This is a genomic window from Salinispora mooreana (assembly GCF_000379065.1).
GTDB classification, from domain to species: domain Bacteria; phylum Actinomycetota; class Actinomycetes; order Mycobacteriales; family Micromonosporaceae; genus Micromonospora; species Micromonospora mooreana.
On record NZ_KB900614.1, the window covers coordinates 4,585,233 to 4,597,035 of the forward strand.

10 protein-coding genes are annotated in these 11,803 nt (G+C 64.0%); 8 read left to right on the forward strand and 2 right to left on the reverse strand.

Features of this window, described 5'->3' with window-relative positions:
• The first annotated feature begins 72 nt into the window (after positions 1-72).
• From SALPAC6_RS0121965 to SALPAC6_RS0121995, 7 genes are all read left to right on the forward strand, one after another.
• Positions 73-888: a sugar phosphate isomerase/epimerase family protein gene (locus SALPAC6_RS0121965; RefSeq protein ID WP_018255473.1), complete on the forward strand. Its 816-nt coding sequence runs from the start codon at positions 73-75 to the stop codon at positions 886-888.
• Positions 872-1,501, forward strand: a complete 630-nt coding sequence (locus SALPAC6_RS0121970) for an EboA domain-containing protein (protein ID WP_026189961.1) — start codon at positions 872-874, stop codon at positions 1,499-1,501. Before SALPAC6_RS0121965 ends, SALPAC6_RS0121970 begins: the two co-directional genes overlap by 17 nt.
• Positions 1,488-2,342 carry a TatD family hydrolase gene (locus SALPAC6_RS0121975; protein WP_026189962.1) on the forward strand — a complete coding sequence of 285 codons (855 nt, stop codon included), beginning with the start codon at positions 1,488-1,490 and terminating at the stop codon, positions 2,340-2,342. Before SALPAC6_RS0121970 ends, SALPAC6_RS0121975 begins: the two co-directional genes overlap by 14 nt.
• On the forward strand, positions 2,339-3,481 hold the full coding sequence (gene eboE, locus SALPAC6_RS0121980; protein ID WP_018255476.1) for a metabolite traffic protein EboE: 1,143 nt from the start codon (positions 2,339-2,341) through the stop codon (positions 3,479-3,481). The genes SALPAC6_RS0121975 and eboE overlap by 4 nt, the downstream gene beginning before the upstream one ends.
• Before the next feature lie 2 nt (positions 3,482-3,483).
• A complete protein-coding gene (locus SALPAC6_RS0121985; RefSeq protein WP_026189963.1) occupies positions 3,484-4,884 on the forward strand; it encodes an alkaline phosphatase family protein in 1,401 nt (466 codons plus the stop codon).
• Positions 4,885-5,028: 144 nt separating this feature from the next.
• Positions 5,029-5,586 (forward strand): dihydrofolate reductase family protein, encoded by a 558-nt coding sequence (locus tag SALPAC6_RS0121990; protein ID WP_018255478.1) that lies wholly within the window; start codon positions 5,029-5,031, stop codon positions 5,584-5,586.
• A gap of 594 nt (positions 5,587-6,180) precedes the next feature.
• Positions 6,181-7,152, forward strand: a complete 972-nt coding sequence (locus SALPAC6_RS0121995) for a PQQ-dependent sugar dehydrogenase (RefSeq protein WP_223874241.1) — start codon at positions 6,181-6,183, stop codon at positions 7,150-7,152.
• A 55-nt stretch (positions 7,153-7,207) separates the two neighbouring features.
• Here the strand turns inward: SALPAC6_RS0121995 and SALPAC6_RS0122000 are convergent, their stop codons facing one another.
• Entirely contained in the window at positions 7,208-8,818 is a 1,611-nt protein-coding gene (locus SALPAC6_RS0122000; RefSeq protein WP_018255480.1) for an MFS transporter, read from the reverse strand.
• 176 nt (positions 8,819-8,994) lie between these two features.
• On the opposite strand from SALPAC6_RS0122000, the gene SALPAC6_RS0122005 reads away from it, so the two are divergent.
• Positions 8,995-9,855, forward strand: a complete 861-nt coding sequence (locus SALPAC6_RS0122005) for a methyltransferase domain-containing protein (protein WP_080636115.1) — start codon at positions 8,995-8,997, stop codon at positions 9,853-9,855.
• A 57-nt stretch (positions 9,856-9,912) separates the two neighbouring features.
• Here SALPAC6_RS0122005 and SALPAC6_RS0122010 read toward each other — a convergent pair whose 3' ends face one another.
• Complete coding sequence (locus SALPAC6_RS0122010; protein ID WP_026189966.1) at positions 9,913-11,802, reverse strand: KedN5 family methylcobalamin-dependent radical SAM C-methyltransferase; 1,890 nt, start codon at positions 11,800-11,802, stop codon at positions 9,913-9,915.
• Position 11,803 lies beyond the last annotated feature (1 nt).

Here is an 11,803-nt window from a genome sequence, read left to right on the forward strand (position 1 = left end):
AGCTTTGCCCCCACATCAGGGGGTACGGGGCTGAGATTTGGTTACGGGACCAACGGACTGACCAACCACCGGTTGGCAGATGCCCTGCGCATCCTGGCCGACCTCGGCTATGCCGGCGTCGCGCTCACCCTCGACCATGCCCACCTTGACCCGTTCGCCCACGACGTGGCCAGGCGCGTTGCCACCGTCGCCCGACTGCTTGACCGACTGGGCCTCTCGCTGGTGGTAGAGACCGGTGCCCGCTATCTGCTTGACCCGTGGCACAAGCATGTGCCCACACTCCTCGACGACGATCCTGCGCGACGGCTGGGGTACCTCCGCCGCGCGGTGGCAATCGGGTCGGACCTCGGCGCGGAGGCGGTGTCGTTCTGGGCCGGGGCGCGCCCACGGGGGGTCGCGCCGTCGGCTGCCTGGAACCGCCTGACCGCCGGCTGTGCTCAGGTGGTTGAGTGGGCGCAGACGGCGGGGGTGACGCTGGGCTTCGAACCGGAACCCGGCATGCTGGTGGCGGACATCGCCGGCTGGCGACGCCTGCACGACGCGCTCGACTGTCCGCCAGGATTCGGAATCACGCTGGATATCGGGCACTGTCGGTGTCTTGAGACCAGTTCCGTGCCGGAATGTGTCGCCGCTGTCGCGGGACATCTGGTGAACGTGCAGATCGATGACATGCGACGCGGAGTGCACGATCACTTGCCGTTCGGTACCGGCGAGATCGACTTCCCGCCCGTGCTGCGGGCCCTGGTCGAGGCCGACTATCAGGGGTTGGTGGCGGTGGAACTGCCACGGCACTCACATGCGGCGCCGACCTTGACCGCCGAGTCGATCGCATTCTTGCGCGCTGCGGAAGAGGCCGCGAGAAAGGAGTCTGATGATCAGATTGGATGAACTCCGCACCGCACTGTCCGCCGTGACCGATCAGGCTTGGCTGGCGGACGCGGTCGCATCGGTCGCGGTGGACCCAGCCGCGGTTGAGCTTCGGTTCGCCGAAGCGGCCCGGCGTGGCGGAAGAGCGGAGCTTTCCGTCGCCCCACGCTGGAGCGCTGACGAAGCCGTACGGACGCTACTGTTAGCTGCGCTCCCCGTGGCTGAGACGAGCACTTGGGCGCAGAATCTGTACTGGCATGGTGATGCTGGGGAAAAGCGGGCCGTGTTGAAAGCGCTGGCGTTGTTGCCGGTCGGCGATGAATGCCTCGTGTTGTTGCACGACGCGATCCGCAGCAACGACCCACGACTGCTAACCGCTGCCCTTGGTCCATTCGCACGGCGGTTGGACCAAGCGATGTGGCGGCAGGCAGTGCTCAAATGCGTGTTCATGGCAGTCCCGCTAAACCAGGTGGAGGACCTGGCGCGCCGGGCTGACTCCGAGCTCGGAAGAATGCTGAGCGATGTGGCCGAGGAACGTGCGGCTGCTGATCGGAAAATGCCCGACGATGCGCTGGAACTGCTTGCGTCGATTGAATCGTCCATCAATTTGGAGGCGTGTGATGCGCATTTTTGACCCCCATATTCACATGACCTCACGGACCACGGACGACTATGTGCGGATGGCGGATGCGGGAGTGCGTGCCGTGGTCGAGCCGGCGTTCTGGCTAGGACAGCCGCGCACCAACGTCGGATCTTTTGTCGACTATTTCGACTCGTTGGTCGGTTGGGAGCCGTACCGGGCGAGCCAGTTCGGTGTTCGTCACCACGCGACGATCGCGCTGAATCCGAAGGAGGCCAACGATCCGCGCTGTCGCGACGTGCTTGACGTGCTACCACGTTATCTGGACAAGGATGGGGTCGTCGCTGTCGGCGAGATCGGCTACGACTCGATGACCTCCGAGGAAGATTCAGCATTCGAGGCACAGTTGAACCTGGCGATCACCCACGGCCTGCCCGCGTTGGTGCACACGCCGCACCGGGACAAGGTGCGCGGTATTCGGCGCAGCCTCGCGGTCATCGGCGCGTCCGGAATCGACTCCGGCCGCGTGGTTATCGATCACCTCAATGAGGTTACGGTCGAACTGGTCCGAAATTCTGGCTGTTGGCTCGGATTTTCCATCTACCCGGAAACCAAGATGTCGCCGGCGCGAATGGTGGAACTGATGAGACGGTACGGCACCGATCGTGTATTGATCAACTCAGCGGCGGATTGGGGTCATTCCGATCCGCTGCTCACCAGGGCCACCGGTGAGGCGATGCTTACCTCCGGCTTCGGGGACGACGATGTTGACCGGGTGTTGTGGCGAAACCCGATGGAGTTCTACGGCCAGTCCGGCCGGCTCGACCTGACCGGGGCTGGCGGGACCGGGCTGCCCTTTGCGGGCAACTCGATTCGGCGTGGTGGCAGCCGATGAGGCTGCGTGATGCCGAGGGGCGGCTTGCGCACCTGAGCTACTGCACCAACGTGCATCCGGCCGAGGATCTGGACGGCATCATCGCTCAATGCGATACGTACGCTCTTGCTGTTCGTGAGCGACTCGGTACTGATGTGCTCGCCCTGGGGCTTTGGCTGGCTGCACCGGTCGCTGCTGAACTCGCCGCCAACCAGGCCAAGCGTAGGCGACTACGCCGGGAACTGGACCTGCGGGGACTGGAAGTCGTGACCCTGAACGGCTTTCCGTATCAGGCCTTCCATGCGCCGGTGGTCAAGCACGCCGTCTACCAGCCGGACTGGACAACCCCTGATCGACTCACGTACACGGTGCACCTCGCGACGATTCTCGCCGACCTGCTACCGGAGGACGCGGCGCGTGGCTCGGTCTCCACGCTGCCGCTGGCCTGGCGGGCGCCGTGGAACGCCATCCGGGCGCAGCGGTGCCGGCAAGGGTTGGATCAACTCGCGGCCGAACTAGCGGCCCTGCACAAACGGACCGGCCGTGTGATCCGGGTCGGGTTCGAACCAGAGCCGGGCTGCGTCGTGGAGACCACCGCTCAGGCAGTTGAACTGCTGTCCGGCGTCGACACCCGGTGGCTGGGTCTCTGCCTGGACCTCGCGCACCTCGCCTGCTCCTGGGAAGACCCGAGTACCGCACTGGCCGCGCTGCGTACTGCCGAATTGCCCATAGTGAAGGTGCAGATCTCCGTCGCCCTCGCCACGGACACACCCGCCGCTGACGCCGAGTCGATTCGTCGTTATGTCGAGCCACGCTTCCTACACCAGACGCGAAACTGTTTCGGAGAGGGTGCCGACGATGTGGACGAGGCAATCCGGGACGGCCTGCGCGGGCCGTGGCGAATCCACTACCACGTGCCGCTGCACGCCGCGCCCGCCGCGCCCCTCAGGACGACGGTGCCGGTGCTCCTTGATGCGCTGCGCTCCCTGCTGACAGAAGGCGACGGCTGTGACCACTTCGACGTCGAAACATACACGTGGAATGTACTGCCGAGAGATCATCGACCGGAAACGCCGGCACAACTCGCCGCTGGTATAGCGGCAGAACTGGCCTTCGCTCGGGCCGAACTCACCGCTCTTGGCCTCGGTGAGGTGCAGTGACGATGAACCGTCTGCTCGTCCTGGACGTGGTTGGCCTGACCCCGCGGATGCTCGCCCACATGCCACGACTGGCCAGCGTCGGCGCCGGCGGCTTCCGCGCGGAGTTGGGAACGGTACTTCCCGCTGTGACGTGTACAGTGCAGTCCACCTTTCTCACTGGCGATGTGCCCGCAGGGCACGGGATTGTGGGAAACGGGTGGTACTTCCGCGAGTTGGGTGAAGTGCTGTTGTGGCGGCAACACAACGCCCTTGTTGGTGGGGAAAAGGTCTGGCAGGCAGCACGGAGACGGTGGCCTGGCTACACGGTCGCGAACATCTGCTGGTGGTACGCGATGGGCGCGGATGTGGACTGGACCGTCACGCCCCGGCCGGTCTACCACGCCGATGGGCGCAAGGATCCAGACTGCTACACCGACCCACCGTGGCTGCGTGACACGCTCACCGCCCGGCTGGGGACGTTTCCGCTCTTCAGCTACTGGGGGCCGGGCGCTGCCATCGAGTCATCGCGGTGGATAGCGCGAGCCGCCGAGCAGGTGATCGTCACTCACAGTCCGGACCTCAGCCTGGTCTACCTGCCACACCTCGACTACGACGTGCAGCGGTACGGCCCAGCAGATCCTCGTGCCACGCTGGCCGCCGCTGCACTCGATCGGGTACTCGCGCCACTGCTGGACCTCGCGCAGGACCGTGGCATGACCGTGGTTGCCCTCTCCGAATATGGCATTACCGATGTGTCCCATCCAGTCGACATTAACCGGGCACTACGTGCCGAAGGGCTGCTGCGGGTGTACCGGCAGGCGGGGATGGAGTACCTCGATCCGTGGACGTCGCGGGCTTTCGCAGTGGCGGATCATCAGGTCGCCCACGTGTATGTCCGGGATCCCGCCGACATCCCCGCCGTAGCCAAGCTCTGTGCCGCCGTGCCCGGTGTCGAGGCTGTACTCGACGATGTGGGAAAGGCGGCGCACGGACTTGATCACCCTCGTTCCGGGGAACTGGTGGTGGTCGCCGAGCCCGAAGCATGGTTTACCTACTACTACTGGTTGGACGACTCAATGGCGCCAGACTTCGCCAGGGCTGTCGAAATCCATCGCAAGCCCGGCTACGATCCAGCCGAGTTGTTCTTCGACCCAGCCGCTCCCATGGCGGCGAAACGCCGTGGGGCCACTGCGCTGCTGCGTAAGAAGGCTGGGCTACGTTATGTAATGAACGTTGTGGGGCTCGACGCTGGAGCTTGCGCGGTACGTGGCTCGCACGGGCGCCTGCCGATCGACTCGCGCGACGCGCCCGTGCTGCTGTGTTCGGATTCATCGCTCGCGCGGGACAGATATGCCGCCACCGATGTGAAGGAGCTGCTACTGCGGCTTGCGCAAGGCACCTCAGACTCCAACAGCGGGTCCTGATCATGGCCTGATCAGGACCCGTCCGCGCCCTCGGCATGTCCGCCTACTCACGGTGGCTGCCATAGTAAAGTGTGCCGCGGCGCACGACGTTTCAAGCGCCGATTCCATTGGCCATGATCCACTTTCTATGTCGAGGAGACCGCGGTGAGAAATGTCGTCCTGTACATGCAGTCCACACTCAACGGAATGGCTGTCGGTCCTGACGAGGAGATGGATTGGCTTACGGTCAATGACCAAACCTGGGAGATCGTCGGGAACCTGCAGGAGCAGTGCGACACGGCCCTGATCGGGCGAAACACCTACGGTGAGTTTGTTGGCTTTTGGCCGGCCGCAGCGGACGATCCGGGCAACCCTCCGGGCATGGTGAGTCACGCCCGCTGGCTCGCGGACACCGAAAAGCTTGTCGCATCCCGGACGCTCGAATCGGTTGACTGGCAAAACTCCAGGCTACTCGGGGACGACTTCATGGGTGAGATCGCCAGGATGAAGAAGGGCGCCGGCAAGGACATGCTGTTGCTCGGCGGCGTGGGACTGGTGCGTTCGATGTCCGAGCACGACCTTATCGACGAGTACTGGCTACTGGTCAATCCCGCAACGATCAGTAGCGGACAGTCTGCCCTGGCCTCCCGCCGGAACATGCGTTTGCTTGAGGCAAAGCCGTTCGAATCCGGCGTGGTTGCGCTGCACTACGCGCGCGGGTGACGCACGGCCGCAGGGCGTGCCAGCCGGTCAGGCTGGCCCGCTGCGGCCGTGCCGTACCGGCTGAATACTGGGCCCTGTCTTGATCGCCAGCCTCCCTCCTGCCTGCAGATCGTCATACGTGAGTGCTGAAGCGCTTCGGGGCGCAATCGCGAAGACGTAGGCATTTCGGAAGATCTATAGGCTCCTCCGTTGAGGTGCTGCCGGAACGGCCGGCTGCCGTGCGTCTTGGGGGTTGCCATGTCCGATGCCGTGATCCTGGCCGACGAGCTTGACTTCCCGACCAGCATCGCCTTCGACGATCGAGGAAGGGTTTACGTCGCTGAGTCTGGTTTGCCCTTCGGAGGTGCCGCCCCAGGCGGCCGGATTAGCCGCATCGACCCATCTGCCGAATCACCGTCAATAGCAGTCGTGGCAACCGGTCTCGCTGCTCCAGTCACCGGGCTTAGCTGGCATGAGAATATTCTTTACGTTTCGGAGGGTGGCGCTGGTCGAATCAGCCGGGTTGACACCGAGGCTGTAGGGGCGGTGGATCCGGATCGCGCCGCTCGCCCACTGATTGAGGGGATGCCGGGACCCGGCAACTATCACACAAACATGGCCGTGGTCGGACCGGACCAGAAGCTCTACTTCAGCCAGGGCGCGATGACGAACCTTGGCGTCATCGGCCTCGACGCCTATGAGCTGGGTTGGTTGCGGCGTCTGCCTCATTCACACGACGTTCCAGGCATCGACATCACCCTCGCTGGACGTGACGTCACGACACCCGACCCGTTCTCCACCACACCGGGCGCCACCCGGGTGACGGGTGGCTTTGTTCCTTTTGGCACCTCTACCGCGCACGGGCAGCGGGTTCCGGCCGGCCTGCCGTGCACAGCCGCTGTCATGCGATGCGACCTCGACGGCTCGAATCTGGAATTGGTTGCCTGGGGCCTGCGTAACGCCTTCGGGCTGGGCTTCCTGCCCGACGGCCGGCTCCTCGCTGTGGACCAAGGGCCCGATGACCGGGGTAGCCGTCCGATCGGTGCCGCGCCGGACCTGCTCTTCGAGGTAGGAACCGGTCGCTGGTATGGGTGGCCGGACTACGTCGGCGGTGTGCCGGTCGCCGATCCACGCTTCGCGCCGGTGCGCGGCCCACAGCCGACGTTTCTGCTGACCGGGCACGATTCGCTTCCCGAGCCCGAACAGCCACTGTTCGCCTTCACCCCGCACGCCGCCGCGACGAAGTTCGCCGCAGTCCCGGTAGTGGCCGGCCCCGCCCGCCCGCTGGCCGGGCGCTTGGTGGTTGCCCTCTTCGGTGACGAGACCCCGATGACGGCTCCGCCTGGTCATCCGCAGGTGGGCCGCGGCCTACTACTCATTGATCCGGCTGACTGGTCTGCTGGCGGCTTCAAGGGTGGGCCAGAGCTAGCCAGGCCCATTGACGTTGGCTTCGCGCCGGGCAGCGGAGACATGTTCCTGCTCGACTTCGGTCGGTTCGAAATGTCCGACGAAGGGGTACAGGCGCAGAAAGGAACTGGCCAGTTGTGGCGGTGGGCCGACTGGTCCGACTTCGTCGCTGCCTCCTAGTGACGTAGTCTTCCCGGGCTACCCCGAAGGACCGGCGTAGCCCGGGAAGGCATCTTCAGCTGGTGGATGACTTGGCGACCGGTTCTGCCGACGGCTCGTCGTCCGGTGTCGAACCGTCGGTCTCCTCCCCGGCGCCCTCCTCGCTTCCCGTGGGGGGTATGTGTCGTAGCTGGATCATGATGAACAGCGCAGCGATCACCAAGACGACCGCACTGACGGCGGAGAACACGTTCAGACCGTCCGCGAACGCCTGCCGGGCGGCTGCCACCAGCGCCGTACCGACGTCAACCGGTAGTTCCGCGGCGACAGCGACCGCGGTGGCCGCGTTCTCCTCCGCTGCCTGGGCGGTGGCCGCCGGCACCTCGGCCGGTATCTGTCCGGCCAGTTCCTGTCGGTAGATCACCGCACCGACGCTGCCCAAGACCGCGACGCCCAGGGCGGCCCCGGCCTCGTTGGACGTCTGTACGAGTGATCCCGCGGAACCAGCTTTCTCCGGGGGTGCCGAACCGAGGACAAGATTGGTCCCCAGCGCCAGCAACGGCCCGTCGCAGGCCCCAATCACGGCGAACCCGATGATGAGTGCGACCGGACTCGATGTCGCGCTGATCTGGGTGAACCAGGCGAAGGTGGCGACCACCCCGAAGAGCCCGATTCCGATCAGGTACGCCGGGCGGAACCGGCGGCCGAGCATCGGCGAGACCATGGCGCTGATCGTTGCCGCCGCCATGCCGGGCAGGAGCGCCAACGCCGACTCCAGTGCGGTCATACCGGCCACCGACTGGAAGAACTGGGTGATGTACAGCATGGATGTGGCGCCAACCATGCCGTAGAGCAACAGTCCGACGAGCATCGTGCTGAAAGACCTGCTGCGGAACATCGTCAGGTCCATCAGCGGGTCGGAGAGCGACCGCTGCCGACGGACGAAGATGATGCCCAGCACGATGCCGAGCACCCCGACGGTGACGGGTACGACTTCGAAGCCGTTACGCGCGACCTCCTTCAAGCCGTAGATGAAGGCGAGTACCGCGGCCAGCGACAAGCCCACGCTGGTGAAGTCGAGTCGCCCTGCCTCCGGCGCCTTGAACTCGGGCACGAGTATCGGAGCGAGAATCAACAACAGCACCATGACCGGCACGCCGATGAGAAATACCGAGCCCCACCAGAAGTATTGCAGTGCCAATCCGCCGGCGAGCGGGCCAAGGATAGCACCGAGGGTGAACGATCCGGCCCACATGCCAATCGCTGTGCCCATCTGCTTGGGATCGGTGAACATATTGCTGATCAGGGCCAGCGTGGACGGCGCGAGCGTCGCCCCGGCGATTCCCAGGAGCGCCCGGGACGCGATAAGCATTTCGGGACTGGTCGACCAAGCCGACACCAGCGAGGCGACTGCGAAGAAGGCGGCGCCAATCAACAGCAGCTTCCGGCGGCCGATTCGGTCGCCCAGGGAGCCCATGGTGATGAGGAATCCGCCGACCAGGAAGCCGTAGATGTCGAGGATCCACAGCTGCTCAACGCTCGTTGGGCGAAGGTCGGCGCTGAGGTGCGGCAAGGCCAGCAGCAACACGAACATGTCAAACGTGATCATGAGGGTTGCCAGGGAGAGGACGGCGAGGCCGGCCCACTCCCTACGCCCGGCCCGTGGTGGTGTTGCGGTGTCCGTCATCGTCGTACGGTCCCTCTCGTCGATCTTCAGTGTGTGTGCGCCTACCAACACGACGAACGGCGTCGCCGAAATTCGACAGCTGCCGCACGACCTGCGGCTGGGATGTCCGGGCCACCCCACGTGCCGCCGCGACCGCGCATCTTCGGAGTAGGCCCACACCCAATGTGCCTGGCATCATGAGCCTGCTGTGCCGACGATCACTGGGAGGCAGGATGACAACGGAGGATGTGCCCACGATTGCGGGTGTCGAGCGATTCTACGATGTCGCGGATCTGATCCTGACCACCATTTGGGGCCGAAATTGGCATGTCGGATATTGGGACTCGTCGGACAGCGAGGCTTCCAACGCCGACGCCGTACAGCGGCTTAACGATGTGCTTGGGGCGAAGTTGCGGGTGGGGCCCGGTGAGCGGGTGCTGGACGTTGGCTGTGGTATCGGTGAGCCCGCGCTACGTCTGGCAGAGGCGACCGGTGCCGAGGTTGTTGGGGTTACCATCGCCGAACCGCAGGTGGTAGCGGCTAACCGACGGGCGGTTGAGCTTGGCCTCGCTGGTCGTGCGACGTTCCAACTGGGCGACGGTCTGAACCTGCCGTTTCACGATGGGTCTTTCGACGCGGCATGGGAGATTGAGGCTGGTATTCACATGGACCGGTCGCGGATGATCGCAGAAATGGCCCGGGTCGTCCGGCCCGGCGGGCGAGTCCTCGTCGCTGATCTAGCTATGCCGGAAGGTCCGGCCCAGGACACCCAGGAGGAACACGACGCGATGTTGGAGAGCATGGCGCTCGTGCAGGTTCCCACCTTTGACGAGTACCGCACAATGATCAACGAGGCGGGCCTGCGGCTCGTCGAGTTGTCGGACTTCACGCCGCACACCCGCAAGACGAATGAGCGGATTGCCGAGGCAGCGCGCCAGCACTACGACGCGCTGGTCGCCGAGCGCGGCCAGGCAGCGGGTGACATTCTCGACATGATGATGACATCTATCGATGTACGTTATGTCGTCATCGTCGCGGACCGGCCGGTCGGCTCCTGAGCGGCCCGAGCGACGGCGGCGTCGCCCACCCGGGAGGCCGGGGTGGGCGACGTCCCGCTACAGCCGGTGCGATGTCGCGAGGTAGGTCGCAGCGGATTCGTGGTTGTCGAGATTCTTGTAGTAGCCCGGCCGGGCACGGAAGACGTAGGAAACCGGTTCCTGCTTCGGGCCAGAAGTGCAGGTCTGGGGCCAGTTCGCTAGTGCGGCTGGAACGTCGAACTCGAAGGTGACCGGTGTGCTTTGATAGGACGGCGTGCCGTCCAGGTCCACCTCGTGCCAACCGTCGGGAAGATCACCGTCGGGCACCACATATACCTGCCGCGACCAGCGTTCATACTCAAAGACAGAGGTGATGAAGGGCTGCCACTGCGGCGGGACGACTGGGACGATCTCGTGCGTCCACCACTGGTGCACCAATGCCTGCAACTCGGGGCTGCTGTGTAGGCTGCGCAATGCCTCCGCGATCGCTGGTGATTCGGCCAGCACCGGGATGCGATCACACAGTGTCACGGCGGCCGGATCAGTCGAGGCCTCGAAGAATGTTTTAAAACTCGTGATAACTGTTGATTGGCTCATGTTTGCCAGGTCGAGTAACGGGCGCCAGGCGTGGCGCAGATACTGTTGCTCGCCGAGTACGCGAGCCCAGAAGACGAACCGTTGCATCTGTAGATTCTCTTGTAATGTGGAGGAGCGGTTCGCCAAGACATATTCGAAGTCATCGGTTTCGCCCCGGATCGTGACTAAACCATGCAGCTCCCGGTTCTGTGCGTAGGCGGTGTTGGGTAGAATTAGCATGGGATACACCGCAATTCGGGAAACCTTCCGTGCCAGTCGGTCGTAACCCTCGAGGAACGATTCGACTGTCTCGCCGGGCGCCCCCCAGATGAGCTCGCCATAGCATTCAAGCCCTTCCTCGGCGAGCCATTCGACCAGGCTTTCCCACTGGTTGACCTTCATGTTCTTGCGTAGCATGTCAGTCAACGCGGCGTCGTCGAGGGTCTGCAGTGCCAACGTGAAGAGGCTGTGCATGTCATGCTTCTTCAACTCGCGCACGATATTGTAGAAGCGTTGCGACTTGTTTTTGGCCCAGCTCGTGATCAAATCTCCTGGGTAGCCGTACTTTTCCTTGGTTTTGATCAATGCCTCAACGAACTCCTCGTCGGCCGCTAACAGCCCGAAGTTGGAGTCGCACAGCACCAGCGAGGGAGCTTTGTAGTAGCCGAAGACGTCCAGCTCGGCGGTGAGGCGGTCGATGGAGAATGATCGCATCTTTTGTCCGACCGCACCGCCCCAATAGCAGAATGCGCACTTGTACGGACAGCCTCGGTTGGTTTCAAGGAGTGCCACGTCATAGCGAAATTGTCCGCTGGCATCCGTCATGGGGATCGCGCCGCTGAGCAGCGGCGACGGGATTACGTCCAGGTGTGCGATGCGGTCACGATCAGGTGTGCTGTGCAGAGTACCGTCCGCCCGCCGGAACGACAGACCGGCCACGTGCGTCGGGTCGAAGACATTCGATCCGTCCGGCCGCTCCAGCAGGTAGGTCAGCAGCTCGCCAAAGGTGTGCTCTCCCTCGCCGTTGACGACGACATCGACCCACGGAAGCTCCCGGAAGACCCGCTCGGCTTGATAGGCGACGTGGTTTCCCCCAAATACCACCAGACCGTTCGGGTTGACCTGTTTGAACGTTTCAGACAGAACACCGAAGTTGCGGTAGTTCCAACCCAGCACCGAGAAGGCCAGGACGTCGGGAATTCCGCCGGAGAACAGTGCCTTGGTCATCTCCTGCATTCGCTGGCCACCCCGGAAGTTGCAAATCTCTGCAGTAGCCTCGCCAGCAAAAGACGGTGTCTCGTCGACCACCGCCTTTAGATATCCGACCGCGAGTGGCATCGAGTCGACCGGCATGTCCCAGGCTCCTTGCTGGACCAACCGGACAGTGAGCATG

Bases quoted from the DNA above. Each gene is read 5' to 3' on its own strand.
- SALPAC6_RS0121970 (WP_026189961.1), top strand. From the start codon at position 872: ATGATCAGATTGGATGAACTCCGCACCGCACTGTCCGCCGTGACCGAT.
- SALPAC6_RS0121975 (WP_026189962.1), top strand. From the start codon at position 1,488: ATGCGCATTTTTGACCCCCATATTCACATGACCTCACGGACCACGGAC.
- eboE (WP_018255476.1), top strand. From the start codon at position 2,339: ATGAGGCTGCGTGATGCCGAGGGGCGGCTTGCGCACCTGAGCTACTGC.
- SALPAC6_RS0121985 (WP_026189963.1), top strand. From the start codon at position 3,484: ATGAACCGTCTGCTCGTCCTGGACGTGGTTGGCCTGACCCCGCGGATG.
- SALPAC6_RS0121995 (WP_223874241.1), top strand. From the start codon at position 6,181: ATGGCCGTGGTCGGACCGGACCAGAAGCTCTACTTCAGCCAGGGCGCG.
- SALPAC6_RS0122000 (WP_018255480.1), bottom strand. From the start codon at position 8,818: ATGACGGACACCGCAACACCACCACGGGCCGGGCGTAGGGAGTGGGCC.
- SALPAC6_RS0122005 (WP_080636115.1), top strand. From the start codon at position 8,995: ATGAGCCTGCTGTGCCGACGATCACTGGGAGGCAGGATGACAACGGAG.
- SALPAC6_RS0122010 (WP_026189966.1), bottom strand. From the start codon at position 11,802: ATGCTCACTGTCCGGTTGGTCCAGCAAGGAGCCTGGGACATGCCGGTC.